We start from the raw sequence: 24,464 nt of genomic DNA, 5'->3' as shown, positions 1-24,464 counted from the left end.
CAGAGGGATTAAGTGTGAATAAGTCCGAACTGATTGAAGCGATTGCCGCATCTGCAGATATTCCAAAAGCAGCCGCCGGCCGCGCTCTGGACGCAATGGTAGAGAGCATTACCGACGCTCTGAAAAAGGGTGATCAGGTAGCGCTAGTGGGTTTCGGCACTTTCTCTGTCAAGGAGCGCGCCGCCCGTACCGGTCGCAATCCGCGCACTGGTGATCCGATTCCGATTGCCGCGGCAAAAATCCCTAGTTTTAAGGCCGGCAAGGCTTTGAAGGACGCTGTAAACTGAGTAAAGCGGTAGGATAGGAAGCCTCGTTAAATAGTCGAAGCTTCAAAGAGGCGTATCACATGGATGCGCCTTTTTTGTATCTGATAATCAATTAAACGTTATAAGTTTCGGAGCTGACAATGCTTCAGTCCATGCGAGATAACCTGAAGGGTACAGCGGCAATTATCGTCGCCGGCTTTTTCGGTTTCATAATGGTCATTGGAGGGATTGATTTTTTCACTGGTGCCAGTGGCGGTGCGGCCGATGCGGTGGCTGAGGTCAATGGTGAGAAAATCACTAACCTGGATCTCCAGCGCGCGATCCAAAATCGCCGCAATATGATCATGAGCCAGTACGGTGAGAATGTACCGGCTGACCTGCTGAGCGATGAGCAGCTCCGTGAGCCGGTGTTGCGGCAGTTGGTAAGCAGCTCAGTGATGCGCCAAGCTGCGCAGGATAGTGGCATGGTGATGAGTGCCGCCGCAATCGACAGAGAAATCGTGCAGATTCCTGGTTTTCAAGTGGGCGGCAAGTTTGATGCGCAGGTTTATCGCGATGCGTTGCGGCGTATGGGCTACAGTGCCGTTGGTTTTCGTCAGGTCATGGAGCGTGACTTGGTGATGCAGCAATATATCGATGGAATCACGAACAGTGCTTTCACCACTCGTGCGGATGCCGAGCGTGTAGTGGCTGTTTCCATGGAGGAGCGCGATTTCGATTATGTCATTTTGCCAGTCCAACAGCTGCTCGATGAGACAACTGTCAGCGATAGCGAAGTAGAAGAGTACTATCAGGACAATCAGGATCGGTTTCAACGCCCTGAACAGGTAGCGATTGAATATATTGAGCTGACGCCGGAACTGTTTGCCGACAGTATCGATGTGTCTGAACAGGACGTTCGCGCCCAATATGAGCAGGAACTAGCCAGTTTCCAGGCCAAGACTCGTCGCCGTGCTGCGCATATATTGCTGGAAGGTGACAACGCGGGCAAAGTTGCCGAAGTGCAGGCCAAGCTCAACGCCGGTGAGGACTTTGCAGAACTGGCGAAATCTTACTCCGATGATCTGGGGTCTCGGGATGAAGGCGGGGATCTCGGTTTTACCAGTGGCGATGTTTTTCCTGAGTCTTTCGAGGAGGCGCTGGCCTCTCTGGAAGTAGGGCAGGTTTCCGGCCCTGTGACCACAGACAGCGGTACCCACTTTATCAAGCTGCTAGAAGTGGAGAATGCCGAGCCGCCCTCCTATGAGGAGCGCAAGGATGCCATTGCCGCACAGCTGCGTAGTGCGGAGGCTGAACGTGAGTTTGTGGGGGCTCTGGAGCGCTTGGCCGATCTTGCCTACAACGCCGATACGCTCGCAGGGCCTGCCGAGGAGCTGGGGGTACCGCTACAAACCAGCGAATTGTTCAGTCGTCAGGGTGGCGCCGGTATTGCCGCGAATGACAAAGTGGTGGCCGCGGCCTTCGCCCCTGAAGTGAAAGAGGATGGGAATACATCGGATGTAATTAATCTTACCGATAATCATTCGGTGGTACTGAGGGTAGTTGAGCATAAAACAGCGGGCATCTATCCTCTGGAAGAAGTGAAGCCGCAGATTGTTGAGCGCCTGAAGCGAGAAAAGGCCAGCGAGCAATTGGCTACCCGCGCTAAGGAGCTCAAGGCACAGTTGGAAGAGGGCGGTGATTTTGCCGAGTTAGCTGAGGCCAGTGAGCTGACACTGGAGACCAGCGATAAGACCCGTCGCGGAGGCTTCGGGCAACGCGGCGAAATCATTGCAAAGGCATTTGAGCTGCCAGCACCGGACTCCCGCGGTGAACGTATTACTACCTTTGCCGTCAGTGACGGCGACCAGGTGGTGTTGAAACTGCGCAGTGTTAACCCTGGTCAGCTATCCCGTCAGAGCAGCGAACAACGACGCGCATTGATACAGCAGTTGGCATCCATCAGCGGCGGCGCGGAGTTGGCGGCGGTGCAGCGTTATCTGTCCGATGAGGCGGATATTGAATTCGCTGAGCAGTGATGTAAGTCCCAGAGTTCGATTAGTTTGAATAAAAAGCCCGCGTTAGCGGGCTTTTTTTTGCATGCTAGTGTGCTAGGTAGGGGCTCTCCTTAAAGAGCTGACAGCTTTCTCGGCTAGGGAGCCTCTGATTAATTCGCGTGAACACTATGCTAGGTTCCGGGGCACTCAGGCAATAGGATGGATATTTCGAAAACGCACGAGTACTTCCCTGTGGCTCCGATGGATGCATCTCTGTCCCCGATGGTTTCGGAGTATCCGTCCTGTCACCTAAGCTTCACATCCGCCCCGGAAGAACCTCTACCACCAGAAAGTAAATTAATCAGAGGTTCCCTAGGTGGCAGGTTGGGCGTTTTGAAATTGTCGGAGTCAGGGGCTGGGCAAATACTCGCTCGCTTGAGAAAACCTTTAATTCATGGGCGTGGGACTTTAGTGGGCTGAGCTACTTATTTGGTCCGAAGGTGTCTTTACCGCCATGAGGCGGTTAATTAGAGATTCCTTGGATATTTTTTCCGTCTCATGCCCGAACAGCACTGAGCGCAGGGTTACTGCGCTCAGGCGAATGGAGTGCAGGGCGTTATTTAGCCACTGGCGGCGCTGTCCACAAACAGGGTCAGCCTTTGTCCCGGCTGCAGGTAGTGGGACTTGCTGATCTTATTCCAGCGCAAGATATCATCGATATCGATACGGAATTTGCTCGCGATTCGGTACAGAGAGTCACCCTTGCGCACCTTGTAGGAGAGCTTGCGGGTGGTTCGGCTGCTGTCAGTACTACCGCTATAAGCTACCAGTTGACGTCCCGGACGCAATGTGTCTGCGGGAGCCATATTATTCCAGCTGGCCAGCTGGCGCACACTGACATTGAGTGAGCGGGCGATATCCCACAGAGTGTCACCCGGGCGCACTGTATAGCTGGTTTTGACGCCCTTGCCGGCGTTCTGGCTGCGTTTAACGCGTTGATCCAGGGCATAGGCATACTGGGATGCCGGGCCCGATGCACTGGGGATGAGTAAGGTGCTACCGGCGCGGATGTTGTTGTTGCGCAGATTGTTGGCCTCCCGGATGGCGGCCACCGTAGTTTCATATCTGCGGGCGATGGTTGAGAGGGTATCGCCGCGGGCAATGCGATATCGCTGCCAGGTGACGCGCTGGTCGACGGGGAGTTTTGCCAATGCGCTTGCAAAGGCCTCTCCTTTTTCCACTGGTACCAGCAGCCGGTGATTGCCGTTGGGGTCGGTCGCCCACCGGTTGAAGCCGGGGTTCAGCAGGTAGAGCTCTTCAATTGGGATGTCGGCGAGTTCGGCAGCTTGGGCCAAGTCGATTTGGCTGCCCACATCTACTTCGGTGTAATAAGGTGCATTGGCCACATCATGCAGCGGCACCTGGTAGTGGTCCGGTCGGGATACCACTTCCGCGAGCGCAAGAAGTTGCGGCACGTAGCGCTGAGTCTCACGGGGTAGCTTTAAGTCCCAGAAGCTGGTGCCGAGCCCTCGGCGCCGGTTTCGCTCGAGTGCGCGGCTGACAGTGCCTTCACCGCCATTGTACGCGGCAAGAACCAGTTCCCAGTCACCGTCGAAGCGTTCGGACAAATAGGTGAAATAGCGAATCGCAGCGCGGGTGGATTCCTGTACGTCCCTGCGCCCGTCGTACCACCAATTCTGATTCAATCCGAAAGAACGACCGGTGGACGGGATAAACTGCCACATGCCTGAAGCGCGGGCATGGGAGTAAGCAAAGGGATCATAGGCGCTCTCGACGATTGGCAACAGTGCCAACTCCAGTGGCAGGTTGGAGTCCTCTAGCTGCTCTACCACATGGAAGATGTAGCGGCGCGAGCGTTCAGTCACTCGTGCCATATAGCCTTCATTGCGGGAGAAGTAGGCAATATAGTCTTTAACTTTGGGGTGATCGATGTGTCGATCCAATTGGAAGCCACGGCGCAGCCGGTCCCATATATCCACTGGCGGCAATGCCGCTTCCTCCGGGCTGGGGGCGTTTGCGTTGTCGCTATCCTGTACGGTATTTTGCTGCGCCTGCTGTGCAGAATCTTCCGGCGTTACATTTTGTTCCGGTATCTGCGCACAGGCCCCCACCGCCGCGGCCAGAATGGCGATGGTAAGTTTTTTATGGACCATGCTTGGTGTTTCCGCGGTCGTTTTGTAATTTTCACCCAGCGTGCGCTTATTTCGTATAGCACCTGAGCTTTGCGTGGTAATTGTCTGATTCTAAAGATCTGAATTGGTTTCGGTCAACGATTGCGCGATGCCCAAAGATACTGGGGGGGCGCCGATTATTTCGCGCGGACGTACAGTTTATTCGGGGGACCCTTGTCTGCACTGTGCACAGCGCGTCGTTGGTTAAAAATTGTCCTTCCAGCTTCTTAGCAGTGTGAAGACTTGCACTTCATCCGGGTTTTCGAGACTGCCGTCGGCACCGTGATTGAGTGCGCGGCGGGCCACGGCGGGAATATGGCAACGCAAAAACGGATTCGTGGCCAGCTCTTCTCCAATGGTAGAGGGAAGAGTGGGACGGTCGTTCGCCCGCAATGCTTCAGCCTCGGCAAGGCGATTCACAATGGCCGTGTTGCCCGGTTCGGCAGCTTCCGCGAAGTGCAAGTTCGCCAGGGTGTACTCGTGAGCGCAATAAACCTTGGTCTCTGGCGGCAGTGCGCCCAGCTTGCTTAGGGAGGCGTACATCTGCGCCGGGGTGCCTTCAAAGAGGCGGCCGCAGCCAGCGGCAAAAAGGGTATCACCGCAGAAGAGGTGCGCCCGGGGGGCTCCGCCGGGGTTCTCCTCCTCGAGTAGCAACGCCAAGTGGTCTAAGGTATGGCCGGGCACAGCCATTACCCGCAGCGGCAGGCCGAGGAGCTCGCGCTGGTCGCCGTCAGTCAGTGGTTCCGTGACCCCCTTGATGGAAGCGGGACCATAAACTGGACATTGAAAACGGGTGCTGAGCTGTGCGACACCGCCGGTGTGGTCCAGGTGGTGGTGTGTGATTAGTATGCCGCTCAGGGCGCTGTCGCCCAATGCCTCAATCACCGGGCGGGCGTCGCCGGGGTCCACGACCCAGTGCTCGTCACCACGGGTAAGGTGCCAGATATAGTTATCGCTGAATGCCGGAATTGGGGAGATTTTGAGCATTTCGTCGTGACGTCAATAATCTGAGTGCTGAAACGATACCATTAAGGTAGCCTGCAATACACAAAGGTGAGATTCCGGTTGCACTTAGATAGGAGCTGGCCTGTGGTATGACACGCGTTTCCACAATGATGAATTGTGAAGAACTTGCGTCTCATTTTTTCGGTGTCACTAATACGCTGTTCACACGGACTCGCATGGAGCCAATATGACGAAGAAGTCCTATTCGCGTGGGCGTGCTGAAATACCCCCGTTCGCGAAGTCCTGTGCAGCCGTGGCGCATTGGTTCACCAGCCCACTGGGGCAGGAGATTCTGTCGCAGCAGCTTGCGCTGGCGCAGCCATTCGTTGAGCGCATGTTTGGATACCATCTAATGCAAGCCGGGGTAACTAGCGCCGTTGATTTTTCCGCATGCAGTCGTATCAACCACCGGTTCCGTTTGAGTGGCTGTGCCGGACAGGAAGGGGCTGCGTTGGTGGAATTTGAGCAACTCCCCTTGCCTTCCGAGTCCATCGATGTGGTGCTCTTACATCATCTGCTCGATTTTGCCCAGCAGCCCCATCAGGTGCTGCGCGAGGCAGCGCGGGTATTGATACCCGGCGGTCACTTGCTGCTGATTGGCTTCAATCCATTTTCTCTTCTGGGGTTGTCGAGGCTGTTATTCGCCCGCAGCGCCTACCAGCGCGGGAATCAACTGCGGGCGGCACGGATAGCCGACTGGATGCATCTGCTGGATCTACAGGCGAGTACTTTGGAACGGGGGTTCTTTCGCCTGCCGCTACAGCAGCGGGACTTACTGGCGAAGACGTCGTGGATGGAGCGCCTGGGCGCTCGTTGGCACTTGCCTTGGGGGGGCTTTTACATCATAGTCGCGCGCAAAGAAGTGGCACGCATGCGCGCGATAAAAATCAACTGGCGCGGGGAGCAGAAGCCCTCACTGACTGCTGTGCCCTCCAGTTCGCGCGTGGCGGCGCGCAGGCATCATCGCAAGCGTTAAACGTGCACTCCAAGGTTTTAGCGGTAAAAAGTATTCAATTTGAAACAGGTTACGATTTTCACTGATGGCGCTTGCCGCGGAAACCCCGGCCCCGGAGGCTGGGGGGCGCTGCTGGTTTGTGGAGACGCAGAAAAAGAACTCTACGGTGGTGAAGCGCACACCACCAATAACCGTATGGAGCTATTGGCAGCGATACAGGCCTTAGCGGCGTTAAAACGGCCGTGCCGTGTCGACCTGCATACGGATTCTCAGTATTTGCGCCAGGGAATTACGAGTTGGATTAACAACTGGAAGAAGAACGGCTGGAAAACTGCCAGTAAAAAACCGGTAAAAAATGCTGATCTCTGGCGAGCGCTGGATGAGCGTATTGCTGATCATGAAGTGCATTGGCACTGGGTCAAGGGCCACTCTGGCCACCCGGGCAACGAGCGGGCCGACCGGTTGGCAAACCGCGGCATCGATGAAATGCGGAATTGAAGGGGGACACCGCTATGCGCCAGGTAGTTCTGGACACTGAAACCACCGGCCTGGATCCCAAGGCCGGGCACCGCATTATCGAAATTGGCTGCGTGGAGCTTGTCAATCGCAAGCTGACCGGGCGCCACTACCACCAGTACATTAATCCCGAACGCGAAGTCGACGACGGTGCTATCGAGGTACACGGTATCACCAATGAGTTTCTTGCCGACAAGCCGGTTTTTGCTCAGATTGCCGATGAGTTCATGACATTTTGTGATGGTGCGGAACTGGTAATCCACAATGCACCTTTCGACGTGGGCTTTATCGACTGGGAGTTAAAGCTGCTGGGAAGTCCGCGTTGGCAGAGCGTGGCCGCGCATTGCACTGTTTTGGATACCCTCGCGTTGGCGCGGGAGAAACATCCGGGACAGAAGAATAACCTGGACGCACTGTGCAAGCGCTATTTCGTCGACAACTCACAGCGGGATCTGCACGGCGCTTTGCTGGACGCAGAGATACTGGCCGATGTCTACCTGATGATGACGGGAGGCCAGACGGATCTGGCGTTAGCCCAGGGGGGCGACCAACAGTCGGGTGAAGAAGAGAGCGGTGAGCAGCGGGATGCGGCGCCAGGCGCCATTCGTCGATTGGCAGCAGATCGGAAACCACTGCGCGTTGTGAAGGCTAGCGCAGAGGAGGTTGAGGCACATCAGGCTATGTTGGCTATGTTGGAAAAAAATGCGGGGAAGCATTTTTGGTGAAGGCATTCGGAATCCATGGGTTCCGTATAGGCGACCAGGCGGCGCAACGCTCTTTGGGCGCCGCCTGAGGTGTCCCTTTCATTCGCGCGAGCCAGTAGCCTGTTCAGGCGCGCCTGAGGTAGCGGGATAAATCATTCGAAAACGCACGGATACTTTCCCTGTATCCAATGCCACTACTCAGTACGCCACCTGAACTACGCATTCCACTACTGGGCGTTACAAGGGCTCAAGGAATGCTTCAGAGTCTCTAAGGCCCCTCTCAAATTGCATAAATCACACAGAGGAGCGCTGTTGCGCTCAGGACAACGGTATAGGGCAGGGCCATCAGTACCATGCGACCGTAAGAAAGGCGAATCAGCGGTGCAAGCGCCGAGGTCAGCAGAAACAGGAAAGCCGCCTGGCCGTTGGGCGTAGCCACGCTCGGCAGGTTGGTGCCGGCGTTGATGGCGATGGCGAGCTTGTCGAAGTGTTCGCGAGTGATCTCGCCAGCGAGCAGCGCATCCTTGACTTCATTGATATACACGGTGGCTACGAACACGTTGTCGCTGATCATCGACAGGATTCCGTTGGCGAGAAATAACATGCCCGGCTGGTGGCTGGGTTCCAGTTCAAGCACAAAGTGGGTGACCGGTGCGAACAAGTGTTGCTGGTGTATTACAGCGACTATGGCGAAGAAGACCACCAGCAGTGCCGTGAATGGCAGTGCCTCCTCGAAGGCATGACCAATGCGAGCCTCCTGTACCACGCCGTTAAATGCGGTCAGCAGCACAATGATCATCAGGCCAATAATGCCCACTTCTGCAATGTGGAATGCCAGGGCCAGCACCAGCAAAACCGCTACGACTCCCTGTACCCAGAGTTCTGCCACATCACTTGGAGAGCGCTTTTTTTCCTCTTCTCGGGAAAAGCTTTCCAGCACTTCCCGCACTGTGGATGGCAGTTTGGCGCCGTAGCCGCAGATGCCCGTCTTTTCCAAAATCACACAGGTGGCGAGTCCGGCGAGGAGAGTGGGTATGGTGACCGGGGCCATATTGAGGAAAAACTGCACGAACTCCCAGCCGGCTTTTTCTGCAATGAGCAGGTTCTGCGGTTCGCCGACAAGCGTACAGACGCCCCCCAGGGCCGTACCTACCGCACCGTGCATAATAAGGCTGCGCAGATAGGCGCGGAACTGATCCAGATCCTCGCGGTGATATTCCACAACGTGCTCATCATTGGAGTGGTCGTGATCTCGATGGTGGTGGGGCTGATTGGACGCGACCCGGTGATACACAGTGTAAAATCCGATCGCTACAGCAATTAGTACCGCGGTCACTGTCAATGCGTCGAGGAATGCGGACAGTAAGGCTGCCACAGCACAGAACAGCAGTGACAGCAGAGTCTTTGAGTTAACGTTGATGAGAATTTTTGTGAATACAAAAAGCAGCAGGCTCTTCATAAAGTAAATGCCGGCCACCATAAACATCAGCAGCAGAATCACTTCGAGGTTTTCGCTCACCTCATGGTAGATAGCGTCTGTGCTCGTCATTCCCAGGAGCACCGCTTCTATGGCCAGCAGACCACCGGGTTGTAGGGGGTAGCACTTGAGTGCCATCGCCAAGGTAAAGATAAATTCACCAATCAGCACCCATCCGGTGACAAAGGGGCCGCTGAGATACAGGAGTATTGGGTTGATGATCAAAAAAGCGGCGATGGTGGCCTTGTACCAGTCGGGTGCCTCCCCCAGAAAGTTGTCGGTAAGGGCGCGACCGAAGCCGCTGCCGGAAGCGGTGAGAGCGTTATTGTAGGTATTCATTGATTACTTCCTTGGGTTGACTTCTGTGTTGGGCCGCCCGCTGGTGTTTTTGTGCGAGGATCGATAGGCTGCAGCAGTAAGAAGTAGAAAACGCTACCCAGTTTGTAGGAAAATTCAAGTGGTTTTACCAATTTGCTGTCCTGTTAGTCAGTTTTGCAGATTACTCGATAGAATTTGCCTGCGGAAAGCTGGATTCTTGGCAGCTTTGGTATAAATTGCCTTTTTCGGGTCAGAATTACACCTGATCGAGCGGGATTTGTACAACAAATAGTGAATGAGTGCAGCGGTGCAGTCAGTGACGGAATTGCGGGATATCAATATAACCTCTGTTAATGTGGTTAAGGACGAGCTGGTGGCAGCGGTGGACGCCGCCGCGGCTCATCTTGACCAGTTTGCAGTGGATCAGAATAACAAGCAGTCGGTGGACCAGTGTCTGGCAGGGCTGCGCCAAGTCAGCGGTGTTCTGCAGATGGTGCAACTGCACGCAGGGGAGCTGCTGGCTCAGGAAATGCAGACCGCCTTGACGGATATCCGCGAGGGGCGCCAGAAAGCGGCTGGCGACCTTATGGAGGGGCTTGGCACCGGCTTTTATGTACTTACGCGCTACCTGGATTTTGTGCAGAACCGCGGCATGGCACGCCCAGAGTTGCTCATCCCCTATATCAACAATCTGCGTTTGGCGCGCGCACAGCCGCCGGTTCCCGAGAGCCACTTTTTCCGCTGTAACCTGGATGGCAATGTCCCCGGCGTGGTCGCGTCATCGGTGATGTCCGAGGATCTGTCCAGTTTCGTGCGCCGTTTTCGCCACATGTACCAGGTTGGTCTGTTGGCCCTGCTGAAAGGCAAGCCGGCCAAGCCCGCGTACACCATGATGGCGCGCGCGCTACAGCGCGTTGCCAGCATTTGTGCCGGCCGTCCCAACGGCAAGCTCTGGGCCGTGGCGGGTGCAGCCTTGGGCGGTATGGCATCGCGGGAAATGCATATCAACCGCTCGCGGGTCATGGTATTCAGTATGTTTGACCGGCGGCTGCGCGTTCTGCAGAGGGAAGCGGATGCTGCGCTGGACCAGCCGCCCCCGCCGGTACTACTGAAAGAGTGTCTCTACTGGTTGGCACTGTCTGCCCCCAGTGGTCAGGGGGCGAAGATGCTGGAAGCCTTCTCGGCCAAACCGCTCGGCTACAGCGAGGCGGAGCTGGAGCGTGAACGGGCCAGTCTCGGCGGGCCGGGCGCCACCGCTATCACCGCGGTGGCGGGTGCTCTGGACGAAGAGCTTTCCGGAGTGCGCCGTATGCTCGACGATGTGGAGATGCTTGGCATTAGCGGCCTGGACGATGAAGACGGATTAGCGGGCACCTTGAAGCGCATTGCAAGCATTCTACGCCTGCTGAATTTCAAACAGGTTGGCGATGGCTTGAGCCTCGCGGTGGAGGAATTCCGCACCGCCGCCCCTGCCGGGGGATCTGCCGCAGAATCAGCGCTACAGAAGCTGACGGACCAGGTGTTAATGGTGGATAGCGCCATTCGCGCTCTGCGGCAAAGCTCTTCTCTCGACCTGGATGAATACGGACAAGTAGATTTGGTCCTCGAGCGCAGCCAGTTGGCGGAGGCGGAGTTGGCCGTGCTGAAAGAAGCTGAGGCCGGACTCTCACTGATCAAGCGTGCGTTGGGTTCCTACGCTGAATCCGGCTTCGATCATGGTCATATTCGCAACGTTTCCACCACCCTGAACTCCGTACGTGGCGGCTTAATTGTACTTAATCTGCGCCGTGCCTCGGCGGTGGTGGCACGGCTGGTGGATTTTGTCGAGGCGGTGATGGAGCAGCGCGAAGCAGCACCGGGTATCGAGCAATCATTGGATATTTTCGCGGATGCCATTATCAGCCTCGAGTATTATCTGGGCGAGGTGAAACTGCATCGCAACGCGGATATCCAGTCCTTGAATTTGGCTGTTGAAAGCCTCGAAGCTCTCGGCTATCCGGTCGAGGAAGATTGATCGGGCTGCCCAGGGTCCAGAGGAAGTGTGTTTTGAGCGATATTTTCGTCCCCGCCGCCCGTGTATTGCCTCTTCCGCCATTGACACTACACATTCTGGTTGCCGATGGGCAACTACTCTGTCGCGGTGATAGTTTTTTACACGCTAAGCCCTTGCTGCCGGCGGCGATGGTCGAGAGCAGCCACTACTTGGGGGAGCTGCGGGGGGAAGCCTGTGGAGTACACCAGATCGCCACACCGGCGGATGTTGAGGGCTGTGAGTGGCGGAGTTTGCGCAGTCTGCTGGGACGGGTGGATGATCTGCACTTCGCGCTTGCCGGGCGGGCCTTGCAAGTTGTTGATTGGGACATAAATCACCGCTTCTGCGGCCGTTGTGGCCGGGGTACGGAGTATCACCCCAGGGATCGAGCGCGCGTGTGCCGCGACTGTAACTTGGCGGTGTATCCGCGCATTTCCCCTTGCGTCATCATGTTGGTTACACGCGGTGACGAGTGCTTGTTGGCGCGACATACCCGCCATCCTCGGGGTATCCATACGGCTTTGGCCGGCTTTATCGAGCCGGGGGAAAATGCCGAGCAGGCACTGGCGCGGGAAGTGCGAGAAGAGGTGGGGCTCGAAGTCGGTAAAAGCCGCTATATCGGCAGTCAGTCCTGGCCCTTCCCGGGGCAATTAATGCTCGGTTACCACACGGAATGGACTGGTGGCGCGTTGGTGCCCGACCGGGAAGAGATCGCCGAGGCAGGCTGGTTTCATTACAGTGCGCTGCCGGAAATCCCGCCGCCGCAGACCTTGTCCGGGCAGTTGATCCGCCTGTTTGCAAAACGCGCATCCGGTGAAAAGCGCTGTTAGGGCTTCTCTGATTAAGGCGTTTATTGGCAGTAAAGGAAATTAAGGCCTGTGCGCTCCCAAGCCAATTACCGCACCCCAGCGAATTATTCTGAGGTTCCATAGGTCCGGACGGAGCTAAATAATAATATGTATATTGCCATCACCTTTCTCATCGCATTGCTGGCACTGCTGCTGGTTTTCTGGGGCGGCAGGATCCTGTTAAGCGGCAAGTGGATACTCGGTTTTATCCGCGGCACACTCGGTTTGCTGTTTCTTGCGACAGCTCTGTTGATCGTGTTGGTGGCAGCGGATGTGTACAGTTACAGAAATCTTGCGGAGGAGCACAGTGTCGGCACAGTGTCTTTCCGCAAAACGGGTGAGCAGCGTTACGAAGTCACCTTTTCCGATGCGGACGGATTGGCGCAGCGTTTCGAATTGCACGGTGATCAGTGGCAGCTGGATGCGCGCATGTTGAAATGGAAGGGCGTTTTGGCCCGTTGGGGCATTCAGCCTGCCTACCGCCTGGACCGGCTCAGTGGCCGCTATTTGACGCTGCAAGATGAACGCATCAAGGAACGTTCGGTGCATCAACTAGATAGCAGCGCCTTTGGTATCGATATTTGGCAGTCATTGCGCGGTATCGACAAAAAATTGTCGTTTGTCGATGCGGTCTACGGCACAGCCACCTTCCTGCCGATGGAAGACGGCGCGGTCTACGATGTACGGATTACCCACAACGGTCTGCTGGCGCGGCCACTCAATCAACAGGCCACTTCAGCGGTAGAGGAGTGGCAGTAACCTAGGTCTGAACGGCAGGCCTTGTAGCCGCGCACTGTCTGCCTGAATATTTATCATTTTTACAAGCTAGAGCAATCTGGAGTTTCAGTGGAATTTCTCAGTGAATATGGCCTTTTTCTGGCCAAAGTAGTGACGCTTGTTGTCGCCTTGCTGGTTCTCATCGGGTTTATTGCCGCCAACCGCGAGCAATTGAAAGAGCGAGTGCCCGGATATATCAGTGTCACCAAGCTCAACGATCGCTATGAGCAATTCAAAGAAACCCTGCTCGAGGCGGTGATGGATAAACACGAGTTTTCGCGGCGTAAAAAGCAAATGGCCAAGGACAGAAAAGCGCGGGATAAAGCGCTGGCGAAAAAGCACAAGGAGGTGTTAAAGAAACAGCCTCAGGAAAAGGTTCGGCAATCGGGCCTGGAGCGCACTGATACACCGGTGCCGGAGCAGGGTGCCGCCGATGCGGAAGCGGGGGAGCAGCATGTTCAAGCCTTGGTTACGGAAAAGCCTGCGGGTGAACGCAAGCGCATTTTTGTGATGCACTTTGACGGTGACATCAAAGCCAGTGCTTTGTCTAACCTGCGCGAGGAGGTCACCGCTGTTCTGCAGGTCGCCGAACCCGGTGATGAGGTACTGGTGTGCCTGGAGAGCCCCGGCGGCATGGTTGCGAATTACGGCTTGGCTGCGAGCCAGCTCTCAAGAGTGCGCAGCGCAGGTATCCAGCTTACAGTGGCTGTAGACAAGGTGGCGGCCAGCGGTGGATACATGATGGCCTGTGTGGCTGACCGTATTCTAGCGGCCCCCTTCGCAATGGTCGGCTCCATTGGGGTGGTGGCTCAACTGCCGAACTTCCACCGGTTGCTCAAGCGCCACGACGTGGATTTTGAGTTGTTCACCGCAGGAGAGTACAAACGCACAGTGACCATGTTCGGCGAAAACACCCCCGAGGGGCGGGAGAAGTTCCAGAGTGACCTGGAAGAGATCCACGCGCTCTTCCAACACTTTGTAGCAGAGTACAGGCCGGCACTGGATATTGCCAAAGTGGCCACCGGTGAGGTCTGGTTTGGCCAGCGGGCGTTGGATTTGGGCTTGGTGGATGAATTGAAAACCTCCGACGAATATCTTACCCACTGTGCGCAGGAAGCAGATCTTTACCAGGTGGAATATAAGGAGCGGCGGAATATCGCTAAAAAAATTGGCCTCGCCGCACAGGGGGGAGTAGAGTCAATGCTAATGCGCCTTTTTTCCCGCTTGGCAGCATGGCGTCACCAGGCGCAGTGACGACTGCCATTGCGTGGCCTGTAAGATGTATTTTTAAGAAGTTGTAGTTATGAAAGATACCTTTCGCGCAGTCTGGGTCGAGGAAGTGGCACCGGGCAAATTCGATCAGCGGATTGTTGAGCGGCAAGTTGGTGACTTGCCTGACCACCCGCTGCTGCTGGCGGTGACTCATTCATCTCTGAATTACAAAGACGCACTTTCCGCTTTCGGAAACCGCGGAGTCACGCGCGAGTATCCCCACACGCCAGGTATTGACGCTGTGGGCAAAGTGATCGAAGACAAGAGCGGTACATACGCCCCTGGCGATGAGCTCCTGGTCACTGGCTACGACCTGGGAATGAACACCTGTGGCGGCCTGGCGGAATGTATACGTATCCCCGCTGGCTGGGCCCTGCCGTTGCCTGAGGGGCTGAGCGCGAGGGAGTCGATGATCCTGGGCACCGCCGGTCTCACTGCGGGTCTCTGTGTTGAGAAACTGCTGGAGGCCGGCGCCAAGCCGGAAGATGGTGAGGTATTGGTCACCGGGGCCACGGGAGGTGTTGGCTCCATTGCCGTCGCCCTGTTGGCAAAACTAGGGTTCCGTGTGGCGGCGGTTACTGGCAAGCTGGAATCGGCGGATTTCCTCACCGAGCTAGGTGCCTGGAAAGTGCTGGATAGGGAGACACTGGCGCCATTTGCCAGTAAGGCGATGGCGAAGCCGATGTGGGCCTGGGCCGTGGATACTGTCGGTGGCGACACTCTGTTTAATGTCATCAAGTCTTTGGCCTATGGTGGCGGCGTTGCCGCTTGCGGAATGGCCGCCGGGGCTCAGTTTCAAGCCAATGTGTTCCCGTTTATCCTGCGAGGTATCAGCCTTCTCGGAGTGGACAGTGTTGAGTTGCCGTTGGAGAAAAAGGCGTCCGTGTGGCGTAAGTTCGCTGCCGAGTGGCAGAATAGTGAACTGTTGAACCGCATCGCCGAGGATATTTCTTTGGAGCAGGCGCCGGAGTTTCTCGCCAGGCTGCTCCGAGGGCATGGAATCGGTCGCTATGTAGTGGATATGGCGCTCTAACAACCCGACCCTGCAGCCCTTATTTACGCTGGCGTGGCGCATATTCCGCGCTTGCTGGCTGCTAAGCTGAAATTCCCCGGTGGAAACCCGCCTGGAAGCGGGTTTCTCATTGTGTCGATTGTGGGTACAGTTGTTCGGGCTTTGTTGCTACTGGTAGAACAGATTGTCCGCGAATAACGAATTACCAAAGTTAACCCACCAGGCTAGTGCGCTGGTTCTGTCCGGTGGTGGCGCCCGCGCCGCTTACCAGGCCGGCGTGCTCAAGGCATTGGCGGAGTTGGCACCCGAATCCAATCCACATCCGTTTCAAATTATCTGTGGCACCTCTGCCGGTGCCGTCAACGCGTTGTTACTCGCTTCTCATCCGGGTACCTTCAAGGAGGCAGTGGAGCGTCTCTGCACCTTATGGCTGCAGCTCACGGTCGATCAGATCTATCGCAGTGGCTGGTTCAGTCTGATGGGTAATATGCTCGCCATCACCCGCTCGCTCTTTAACCAGGGGGTGGGGCGCCAGAGGCCTCTGGCGCTGCTGGACAATACGCCGTTGCGGGATCTGGTTACTGAGGTGATCCAGTTCGACAATATTCAGCGCAATATCGATGCTGGAATTCTGCGAGCTGTCTGTGTCAACGCCTTGTCGTATGGCGCAGGGGAATCTGTCAGCTTTTTCCAAGGGGCGGAAACGTTGAGTGAATGGCACCGATTCCGCCGCTACGGCGTGAGGACCAGGCTGACCGTCGATCACCTGATGGCGTCGGCGGCTATTCCGACGTTATTTTCTACGGTTAAGATCGGTAATGACTACTTCGGTGACGGCGCCGTGCGCCAGCTGGCACCCATCAGTCCGGCGTTGCACCTGGGTGCCAATCGGGTGTTCGTGGTGGGGGTGTCCAATAACCGTTCCCCGGTGCATTGGGGCAAGCAGCGCAGTAAGCCGCCACGCCACTCCCCATCCATAGCGCAGATCGCCGGTCAACTGTTTAATGCGGCTTTTATCGACAGCCTGGAGGGGGATCTGGAGCACCTCGACCGGGTCAATCTGCTGCTGGATAGCGTGGAAGGGGAGAAACTCGGCGAACTGGCGCCACTGCGTCCGGTAGAATCCGCTGTGATAGAGCCTTCTCAAAGCCTTGACCGCCTGGCGGGACGCAAGGTCCGCTTTCTGCCACCTGCTTTGCGCTGGCTGTTCCGCGCCACGGGTGCCACCACATCCGGCGGCGGCGCCTCCGCCGCCAGCTATCTCTTGTTTGAGAAACCTTTTATCAGTGAGCTGGTCGAACTGGGCTATCAGGACGCCATGTGGGAGCGGGATAAACTGCGCGCTTTCTTGCAACCGGAAGCCGACTCCGTTCAGGAGGCGCGCAGAGGCCTGTTTGGCCGTAGAGTAAAACCGGTAACGGAAGCAAATGATGGCAACACGCAATCTTAAGCGCATTGGAATAGCGGCACTTTTGGGAACTGTGGTTTTTCTCTCTGCCTGCAGTAGTTCGGCAGGCAAAAGCGCACCGCAACTGGTATTGCCTCAGGCGGAGGAAAGTGAGTACAGACGCTTGCTTGCACAGGCGCGGGCGCTGTCCTTCACCCTTGATTTCGACCAGCTGCGGCGCGCTTACGTGGCATCGCCGGAATACAACCCCCGCGGTGGTGCCGAGCTGGTCGGGCTGACCGAGGCATACCGCGCGGAGGAGAGGGGCGAATACGGTGAATGCCTGAAGCAGGTGGACAGAGTGCTGGACGTTAGTTATATGAGTCTTGAGGCCCATATGATCGGTGTTCTCTGTGCTGCTCGCAGTGCCAATTTGCAGCGCGAGGATATTCACCGCTATATGACCGAAGGGTTGATGGATTCCATCGAACGCAGTGGTGATGGCCGCAGTCAGGAAAGTGCTTATCAAACTATTAGCACATCGGAATTGAACGGTTTTGTGCGCCTGAAAGGGCTCGAGGTACTGGATCAATCTATCGTTTACGACCAGCGCGGTATTTACGACAAAATACAAGTGCGGAACTTGGTATCCGGCGATGAGTACGCCCTCTATTTCAATGTCAGCCGACAGTTTGTGCACGGTGTGGAAAGTGCTGCGGACTAGGGCGTGTACGGTATGAATTTGCTGGAGGCCGTTGCGCTATTCCCATTTCGCGCCTGAGTTTGCCATCTGGCCTCAACTAGTATCGTTCACTGTCACGAAGCGACTTAATCAGAGGTTCCTTGTCTGTTAGCGGGCACTACAGCAGAAACTGTTGTAGCTTCTCCCAGACAAAAAGGCGCACCTGGCGGTCGCTGAACAGCACCTCGACCCTGTCGTCTTCCCATTTGATAACTCGCCCGTGGCCCAGCTTGCGGTGGCGTATACCTTCGCCGGGGATGGGTTTACGCACTGGTGCTCGGGGACCTTGGATTTCCGGGTTGTAATCGCAGGCCTCCATATAGCGCAGTGCTTGACGAGTGACAGGGAAGGGACTTTGGATCTGAGCCGGGCGCTCGCGCAAGGCGTTGTCGATCAGTTTGCACAGCGGAAGCTGCATTTCTTCGATAAACAGCGATGGCTGTTGTTCCGCGCCTCCACTGTTTTTATCGGGTGCCAGTGGTGGTGCGAGCAGATAGAGGCGGCGGCGTGCACGGGTCACGGCCACATACATCAGGCGGCGTTCGCTTTCCACTGAAGCCGGCGTGGTGAACTCCCGCTGTGGCTGATAGGGCATGGTGTACTGGCTTAGGGAAGGAATAATGACATCATCCCATTCCAGCCCTTTCGCTTGATGCATGGTTGTAATCTGTACGGCATCCGCTTGCGCCTGTTCACCTTCGCGGTGCTGGCGTTGCAGTGCTTGCAGGTGCTGCAGAGCTTCGGCGGGGGGCTGTTTGAGGGTATCCAGGAACTGGCAGAAGGCGAGAATCGTCTGTTTGCGCTCCTCTCCCTGCTGGCGGGTGAAGCTGTCGTCACTGATGCCGTTGAGGTAGTCCAGGGCCGCCAACTGGCGGCGGAGAAGTTCGCCGGCCAAGCCGCGCCAGTTTTCCACCTCCATCAAAAGTTCGGCGCGTTGCCGCATCCGTTTTTTTTGTCCCTTGCTTAAAGACTCCGGAATCAGTTCCAGCAAGTATTTGCCCCAGTCACTGTCGCGCTTGGCCAGTCGAACGCAGACAGGTTCCAGTACCTTGCGCGGAACGCGGATGTGGGGAGCCGTCAGCCATTCGTAGATGCCTTGTTCGCGTTTTTTCGCGGGCAGTTGGGCAAAGCGGCCGGCGGCTATATTCAGGCTCCAGAAAAGCGGGCGCAGTTCGCGCCGCGACAGTACCGTATTACTGTTGGCCGACTTGTAGGGAATGTTGTTGGCCAGCAGCGCCAGTTCCACAGGGGCGGCCACCGACCAGAGGCGAACCAGAATTGCGGTTTGCCCCAGGGGTTGAGCGTGTTTTTGGCGGCGGCGCAGGTGCTCCACCAGCCAATGAGTTTCCCGGTCTGTTTGAACCAGTTCGATATCCGTGCGCTGTTTGCAATCCGCAGACACGCAAAATATATCCGCACGCTCGCGGTTGTGACCGATAAAGTGGTTTGCGGCCAGGGACAACTGATGTCCGTAGCGGAAGGTGCGACTCAGGTGATAGACATTGGACGGTGGGAAATCGCCGTCGAAATAGGTGAGCAGGAATTTCGGTTTGGAGCCGCGCCATTCGTAGATGGTTTGATCCGGGTCGCCAATGGCGATCACATTACCGGATTTTCCGTACAGTACGCGCAGGAGAAAATGCTGTACTTCATTGATATCCTGGTATTCGTCCACCAGGATATCCTCGTAGTGGCTGCCGTATTGTTCGGCGATATCCGGTTCCAGGCTGAGCAGAAGTGCCGGATCGTAAATCAGGTCCGCATAAGTTACGGCATTCTGGCTGCGGCGCCAGCTTTCGAAAGCGCGGAATACCTTGAGGAAATATAAATACTCGTCGCCGAGCTTGAGCTCCTGGTAAGCGCTGAGGTCACCGCTGAGTATCGTCTTGGTATAGTCGATAAAAAATTCCGCAGCCTCCACTTCCGACTGCTTGCGGGCGCGGATTTCCTCCAGCTCGTAAGGCGGAGCACACTTTTCGATCGCCTTCCAGATCTGTAACTGCACCACTGATTGGGGCAGGGGAGTAAGGTTGGCCGGTGTTATATGGCCGCTGGAGATCATACGCTGGTAGAGGCGGTAGCCGAGGCTGTGGAAAGTGTGCACCGCCGGGGCTGCGCCGTGCACCAGCGATTGCAGGCGACGCTCAAAATCCTCCTTCGCGCTGCGGTTGTACATAAGCACCAGTATCCGTTCCGCGGGTACTCCAGCTTGCAGGCGTTTTTTGACATAGTGCAGCAGCGCGGTGGTTTTGCCGGAACCGGCGACCGCAATGATCTTGGCGTGGCCGCCGGGGTGGTCGGCGATGGCCTGTTGTTCTTCTGTGAGTTGCTGCATAGGAAAGGGGGGGGTCAAATACTGGATATTTTGCCAGTAGTGAGCGGTGGGGTACAAGAGCGCAGGTGGTGGTCGCTATCGCCAGCGGGATTTACTGTTTGCTTTGATCCCTGGAGAGTGCCAATTCGGCAATGTAGGATGACAAAAAGACCCGTCCGCTCAACTCCTCAAGAAATTTAGAGCGTCCCAGGCGGTCTAGTACCGGTCCCTTTACTTCCGACAGGTGTAGCCGAATATCCCGCGCGAGAAGATCCCGGTTCACCTGTTGCAATCTTTCCAGTGCGGTACCGTCGATTCGATTGACCGAAGACAATATCAGCACCAGCTCGCGGATATTGGGGTGGCGTTTCAGTTCGCTTAACAGCCGCTCCTCAACCGCACTGATATTGCTGAAAAAAAGACTTTCGTCGATGCGCAGGAAGAGGATGTTCGGTTGTGTTTCCACTGTGTGCCTGAGCACGTTGCGGAAGTGCTCCGTGCCTGGCACTCGGCCGACCACGGCGATATGTGGGCGGCTGGTGCGCCAGATCAGTGTGGCGAACGAGAAGCCGATGCCCAGCCCTATGCCCGCCTCGACCCCGAATAGCAAGACACCGAAAAAAGTGCCCGCCATGGCGACGCCGTCGGTGCGATCGTAGCGCCAAGTATTGAGAAACCCCCGCACGTCGATCAGGCTGGTTGCGGCGACGATAATAGTGGCGGCCAATACACACAGGGGCAACTCGGTAAATGGGGCGGTAGCGAACAATAGGACCAGTGCCAGCAGCCCCGCCGCGATTAGGCTGCTCATCGGAGAAACCGCGCCGCCCTCATCGTTGATAGCGGTGCGGGCGAAGCTGCCAGTAACCGGAAACCCGCCGGACAGGGCGCTGAGCAAATTCGCTGCCCCCAGACCCCGCAACTCGGCGTCAGCGTTGAGGCGTTCCCCGCGGCGCAGGGCAATGGCGTGGGCAATGGACAAGCTTTCCACAAAGCCCAGCAGTGCGATTATCACCGCGGGCAATAGCAATTTGTAAATCAGCTGCCAGTCCAGCGCCGGTATCTCCAGCTTCGGCAACCCCCGGGGAATCTCGCCGACGACAGGCATCTGCTCTTCCCAGTGAAATAGCGTTGTCAGGGCAATCGCTATCAGTACCACCGACATGGGCGCGAGCCTCGCGAACAGTCGCGCGCGCGATTCGGAAAGCCCCAGTAATTTGAGTGCTGGCGTTAGCCATATCCGTGCCGCCACCAGGGTCAGCACCGATGCCAGCCCCAGCCCGGTGGTGGCCCGGTCGGCGTTGGGGACTTCCTTTAGTGTGCTTAGAAACAATTGCAGCGCTGTGTCCCCTTCCGCCTCGCTGTTGATGCCGAGCAGTGGCGCTATCTGCCCGGCGATAATCAGCGCCGCGGCACCAGAGACAAAGCCGCTGATCACCGGGTGGCTGAGGAGGTTGGACAAAACGCCGAGCCGCAGTAACCCCATTGCAAACAGAATCAGTCCGCTCAGGGTGGCGAGAAGGACAGCGCCGGCGATGTATTCTGGGCTGCCCGGTGCGGCTAGGGGGGATAGAGCGTGGGCGGTCATCAGCGCAAGCACTGCCACCGGCCCTACTGACAGCACAGAGCTGGTACCGAATAAGGCATAGCCTACGAGAGGTAGAAGCCCCGCGTATAGGCCGATATGGGGCGGCAGGCCCGCCAGGGCCGCATAGGCGAGGGCCTGGGGTACCAACATCATGGTGGCCACCAGCGCGGTGGTGGCATCCCCCGCCAGCCATTCGCGCCGGTAGTGCTTAAACCAGTGGGGGATTAATTTTCTGGCCGGCATCCCAGGCTATCTTTCGGTTGAACAAGACTCTCAGACAAGATAGACGGGATTGGTTTCAGAGTAGGGGGCCGTCACCACTCCCACCTGTTCCGGCCCGTGGTCGCAACTTAGACACTGGCTTGTCGCCGGCTCAACAAGTGAAAGATCCCCATGCCCGCGAGCATGGCCGCGGTGAATATCACCGCTTTTATCGCGCCTGCGCCAGTTGCCACTATGGCTGGTCCCGGGCAAAAGCCAGCTAACCCCCAGCCGATCCCAAACACCAGGCTGCCGATCACTAGTGGTCGGTCAATATCCCGCCTTGTTGGCAGCTGGATATTTTCGCCGATCAAGGACAGGCCGCGCCACTTTTCTCTGCGCGCTCCTACCAGCTGGAACACCGGTAAGCCAACGCCGATAGCACCTGCCATCACCAGCGCCAGGGATGGGTCCCAGACCCCGGCCAGGTCTAGAAAGCCGAGGACTTTTTCCGGATTGGCCATTCCGGAGGCCAGCAGCCCCAGGCTGAACACCAAGCCGGCGGCAAAGGCAGAGATTAGGGAAAGTTTGGATTGATGCATCGGGTCAACCTCCCAGCAAGTGGCGAGTCACATAGACAGTGGTAAATCCTGCGCCCATAAACACCAGTGTTGCCACTAGTGATCGCGGCGACAGGCGCGACAGGCCGCAGACCCCGTGGCCGCTGGTACAACCAGACGCGTAACGAGTGCCCAATCCCACGAGCAGACCGGCGACTACCAGCAGCGGGTAGTCGGCCTCAATCTGAATCGGCGGCAGTGTGTGGAACGCGGCCCATAGGGCAGGGCCGGCCAGCAGGCCTAGGGTGAAGGTAAGACGCCAGCCGGTCTCACCTGCTGCACGGTCAAACAGACCGCCCACGATACCGGAGATACCGGCGATGCGACCATTCAGCAGCAGTAGAATTACCGTTGCCAAGCCGATCAGAGCGCCGCCTGCGAGGGCGGACCAAGGGGTAAATGCGTTCCAGTCTATGGTTATCATTGCAGTTACTCCTCACAGTAGAGTTCATAAAGGGTTTGCAACAGTGCCAGCACCCGTTCATCCGCTATTCGGTAGTAAATGTGCTTGCCTTCGCGGCGAGTGCTCACCAAGCCTTCCCGACGCAGCACACCCAGCTGTTGGGACAGGCTGGGCTGATGGATACCTAGGCGGCTCTCGAGCTGGCTCACATTGAGTTCCTCCTGGCTCAGCTGACACAGCAGCAGCAACCGGTCTTGGTTGCCAATGGATCGCAGCAATTGCGACACCTCCCCCGCTGTGGCACGCATTTTGTCCAAGCTGATATTGGCGGTATCTGGCATCGGATCTCCGTAATGTCACTTTACGTAAAAACATTATATTGATTTATATATTATTTGCAAATATATTGTTTGTGTTGCTAATAGGGAGGACATGTTATGTCTGCGACCAAACCTATCACCCAAGTGCGCCCGTTTTTTGACCGCGATACAGAAACCTGGAGCTATGTTGTGTACGACCACCCGGGCGGTAGTGCCGCGGTGGTGGATACGGTGCTCAATTTCGATCAGGCCTCCGGGCGCACCAGCACCACCGGTGCGGAAGAGATCATTCAATTTGTGCGCGCAGAAAAGCTCACCGTGGAGTGGATACTGGAAACCCACGCGCACGCTGACCATTTGTCCGCAGCGCCGTATATCCGGGAACAAGTGGGCGGCAAGATCGCCATTGGCGATCAAATCCGAAAAGTGCAAACCATCTTCCGCGACTTGTTTAACCTGGAGCGGGAATTTTTGGTGGACGGCAGCCAGTTTGACCACCTGTTTCACGACGGTGAAACCTTTACCGTCGGCGAGTTGCAGGGGAGGGTCATCTATGTTCCCGGCCATACACCGGCGGATATGGCCTGGCTGATCGGCGACGCTTTATTCGTGGGAGACACTCTGTTTATGCCTGATGTGGGTAGTGCCCGCTGCGATTTCCCCGGAGGCGATGCCACCACCTTGTACCGTTCGGCACAGAAACTGCTGGCACTGCCGGAAGATACGCGCATGTTTATGTGCCACGACTACCCGCCCGAAGGCGGGCGTGAGTATCGTTGCGAAACCACCGTGGGCGAACAGAAGCGCAATAACATTCACCTGCATGAAGGGATCAGCGAGGAGGAGTTTGTCGCCATGCGAAACAAACGCGATGCAACCCTGCCGATGCCGCGCCTGATCATTCCTTCTATTCAGGTAAATATTCGCGCCGGACAAATGCCGCCCCCGGAAGATAACGGCACCACCTATCTGAAAGTGCCGATCAACACACTCTAACGAGCACTTGGTGAACATTGGGTGGGCAGGTGAAATGGCTTTTAGCGTACTCATACAGGCCCGTTCCCCTTTTCCCACCCATAAATTGAGCCACTACGGAGAGCGTTGAAGTGACGACAGAGATCAAATATTTGGATGAGCAGGTCAGTGTTTCCGAGCAGTTGGACTGTGATGCTGTAGCCCGTTTAGCGCTGGCAGGTGTAGAGCTGGTTGTGTGCAATCGGCAGGAAAATGAGAGTGAGGATCAGCCGACATTTGCAGAGTTGGAAAAAGCCGCTCGCGAGAACGGCATGGAATTTATTGCCATTCCTTTTGCTCGCGGGCAGATGACGTTACAGCACTGTCGAGAATTCTCTGAATTGCTGGCGTCCGGCAAGAGGATTCATGCCTTTTGCCGTACCGGAAACCGCTCCTGCAACCTTTGGGCAGTTGCCTGCCGGCTCAAGGGGGCGGAGGATAAGTCTCTGCTTGCAAGCGCCCGCGCGGCGGGATTCGAAATCCGTGATGTGCTGGTTGCTTTTGATGCTGAATAAACCAGATATC

The 24,464-nt window shown here is 56.6% G+C and carries 22 protein-coding genes; 14 read left to right on the top strand and 8 right to left on the bottom strand.

Annotation, left to right across the window (positions count from 1 at the left end):
• Window positions 1-14 precede the first annotated feature (14 nt).
• Window positions 15-287 (top strand): HU family DNA-binding protein, encoded by a 273-nt coding sequence (locus tag A3224_RS09180; protein ID WP_067153636.1) that lies wholly within the window; start codon window positions 15-17, stop codon window positions 285-287.
• A gap of 119 nt (window positions 288-406) precedes the next feature.
• Entirely contained in the window at window positions 407-2,284 is a 1,878-nt protein-coding gene (locus tag A3224_RS09175) for a SurA N-terminal domain-containing protein (protein WP_067153634.1), read from the top strand.
• Window positions 2,285-2,862: 578 nt separating this feature from the next.
• Here the strand turns inward: A3224_RS09175 and A3224_RS09170 are convergent.
• The gene (locus tag A3224_RS09170) at window positions 2,863-4,416 is read right to left on the bottom strand and encodes a LysM peptidoglycan-binding domain-containing protein (RefSeq protein WP_067153632.1); all 1,554 of its coding nucleotides are present in this window, start codon (window positions 4,414-4,416) and stop codon (window positions 2,863-2,865) included.
• A gap of 222 nt (window positions 4,417-4,638) precedes the next feature.
• Window positions 4,639-5,421 carry a hydroxyacylglutathione hydrolase gene (gene gloB, locus A3224_RS09165; RefSeq protein WP_067153629.1) on the bottom strand — a complete coding sequence of 261 codons (783 nt, stop codon included), beginning with the start codon at window positions 5,419-5,421 and terminating at the stop codon, window positions 4,639-4,641.
• A gap of 205 nt (window positions 5,422-5,626) precedes the next feature.
• Here gloB and A3224_RS09160 point away from each other — a divergent pair, with 205 nt between their 5' ends.
• The 3 genes from A3224_RS09160 to dnaQ are packed head-to-tail and all read left to right on the top strand — an operon-like array spanning window position 5,627 to window position 7,635.
• Window positions 5,627-6,415, top strand: coding sequence for a class I SAM-dependent methyltransferase (locus tag A3224_RS09160; protein ID WP_067153627.1), 789 nt, complete (start codon window positions 5,627-5,629; stop codon window positions 6,413-6,415).
• 39 nt (window positions 6,416-6,454) lie between these two features.
• On the top strand, window positions 6,455-6,892 hold the full coding sequence (gene rnhA, locus A3224_RS09155; protein ID WP_067153625.1) for a ribonuclease HI: 438 nt from the start codon (window positions 6,455-6,457) through the stop codon (window positions 6,890-6,892).
• 14 nt (window positions 6,893-6,906) lie between these two features.
• A complete protein-coding gene (dnaQ, locus tag A3224_RS09150; protein WP_067153624.1) occupies window positions 6,907-7,635 on the top strand; it encodes a DNA polymerase III subunit epsilon in 729 nt (242 codons plus the stop codon).
• A 259-nt stretch (window positions 7,636-7,894) separates the two neighbouring features.
• Here the strand turns inward: dnaQ and nhaB are convergent, their stop codons facing one another.
• Window positions 7,895-9,430: a sodium/proton antiporter NhaB gene (gene nhaB / locus A3224_RS09145; RefSeq protein WP_067153622.1), complete on the bottom strand. Its 1,536-nt coding sequence runs from the start codon at window positions 9,428-9,430 to the stop codon at window positions 7,895-7,897.
• A 274-nt stretch (window positions 9,431-9,704) separates the two neighbouring features.
• On the opposite strand from nhaB, the gene A3224_RS09140 reads away from it, so the two are divergent.
• The 7 genes from A3224_RS09140 (at window position 9,705) to A3224_RS09110 (ending at window position 17,461) form a co-directional block, all read left to right on the top strand.
• On the top strand, window positions 9,705-11,423 hold the full coding sequence (locus tag A3224_RS09140) for a hypothetical protein (protein WP_231902334.1): 1,719 nt from the start codon (window positions 9,705-9,707) through the stop codon (window positions 11,421-11,423).
• A gap of 32 nt (window positions 11,424-11,455) precedes the next feature.
• Window positions 11,456-12,271 (top strand): NAD(+) diphosphatase, encoded by an 816-nt coding sequence (gene nudC / locus A3224_RS09135; protein WP_067153620.1) that lies wholly within the window; start codon window positions 11,456-11,458, stop codon window positions 12,269-12,271.
• 126 nt (window positions 12,272-12,397) lie between these two features.
• A complete protein-coding gene (locus tag A3224_RS09130) occupies window positions 12,398-13,048 on the top strand; it encodes a cation/multidrug efflux pump (protein ID WP_067153619.1) in 651 nt (216 codons plus the stop codon).
• A gap of 87 nt (window positions 13,049-13,135) precedes the next feature.
• Window positions 13,136-14,320 carry a protease SohB gene (gene sohB, locus A3224_RS09125; protein WP_067153617.1) on the top strand — a complete coding sequence of 395 codons (1,185 nt, stop codon included), beginning with the start codon at window positions 13,136-13,138 and terminating at the stop codon, window positions 14,318-14,320.
• Between the two features lie 49 nt (window positions 14,321-14,369).
• Complete coding sequence (locus tag A3224_RS09120) at window positions 14,370-15,371, top strand: YhdH/YhfP family quinone oxidoreductase (protein WP_067153615.1); 1,002 nt, start codon at window positions 14,370-14,372, stop codon at window positions 15,369-15,371.
• A gap of 163 nt (window positions 15,372-15,534) precedes the next feature.
• Window positions 15,535-16,800: a patatin-like phospholipase family protein gene (locus tag A3224_RS09115; protein ID WP_067153613.1), complete on the top strand. Its 1,266-nt coding sequence runs from the start codon at window positions 15,535-15,537 to the stop codon at window positions 16,798-16,800.
• A complete protein-coding gene (locus tag A3224_RS09110; protein WP_067153611.1) occupies window positions 16,781-17,461 on the top strand; it encodes a DUF4919 domain-containing protein in 681 nt (226 codons plus the stop codon). Before A3224_RS09115 ends, A3224_RS09110 begins: the two co-directional genes overlap by 20 nt.
• 136 nt (window positions 17,462-17,597) lie before the next feature.
• On the opposite strand, the gene A3224_RS09105 is transcribed toward A3224_RS09110, so the two are convergent.
• From A3224_RS09105 to A3224_RS09085, 5 genes are all read right to left on the bottom strand, one after another.
• Entirely contained in the window at window positions 17,598-19,814 is a 2,217-nt protein-coding gene (locus tag A3224_RS09105) for an ATP-dependent helicase (protein WP_067153609.1), read from the bottom strand.
• A 91-nt stretch (window positions 19,815-19,905) separates the two neighbouring features.
• Window positions 19,906-21,624, bottom strand: coding sequence for a SulP family inorganic anion transporter (locus tag A3224_RS09100; RefSeq protein WP_067153607.1), 1,719 nt, complete (start codon window positions 21,622-21,624; stop codon window positions 19,906-19,908).
• A 107-nt stretch (window positions 21,625-21,731) separates the two neighbouring features.
• The gene (locus A3224_RS09095) at window positions 21,732-22,184 is read right to left on the bottom strand and encodes a YeeE/YedE family protein (RefSeq protein WP_067153605.1); all 453 of its coding nucleotides are present in this window, start codon (window positions 22,182-22,184) and stop codon (window positions 21,732-21,734) included.
• 4 nt (window positions 22,185-22,188) lie between these two features.
• Complete coding sequence (locus A3224_RS09090; protein WP_067153603.1) at window positions 22,189-22,626, bottom strand: YeeE/YedE family protein; 438 nt, start codon at window positions 22,624-22,626, stop codon at window positions 22,189-22,191.
• Between the two features lie 5 nt (window positions 22,627-22,631).
• A complete protein-coding gene (locus A3224_RS09085; protein ID WP_067153601.1) occupies window positions 22,632-22,946 on the bottom strand; it encodes an ArsR/SmtB family transcription factor in 315 nt (104 codons plus the stop codon).
• Window positions 22,947-23,042: 96 nt separating this feature from the next.
• Between A3224_RS09085 and A3224_RS09080 the strand changes: the two genes are divergently transcribed.
• Together A3224_RS09080 and A3224_RS09075 are read left to right on the top strand one after the other, a co-directional pair.
• Window positions 23,043-23,921: an MBL fold metallo-hydrolase gene (locus A3224_RS09080; protein ID WP_067153599.1), complete on the top strand. Its 879-nt coding sequence runs from the start codon at window positions 23,043-23,045 to the stop codon at window positions 23,919-23,921.
• Between the two features lie 131 nt (window positions 23,922-24,052).
• Window positions 24,053-24,454: a TIGR01244 family sulfur transferase gene (locus A3224_RS09075; protein WP_231902333.1), complete on the top strand. Its 402-nt coding sequence runs from the start codon at window positions 24,053-24,055 to the stop codon at window positions 24,452-24,454.
• Window positions 24,455-24,464 lie beyond the last annotated feature (10 nt).

It is taken from the genome of Microbulbifer thermotolerans, assembly GCF_001617625.1.
Classification (GTDB): domain Bacteria; phylum Pseudomonadota; class Gammaproteobacteria; order Pseudomonadales; family Cellvibrionaceae; genus Microbulbifer; species Microbulbifer thermotolerans.
Note: the sequence above shows the minus strand (reverse complement) of the source record. Positions and strands in the feature narration are given on the sequence as shown.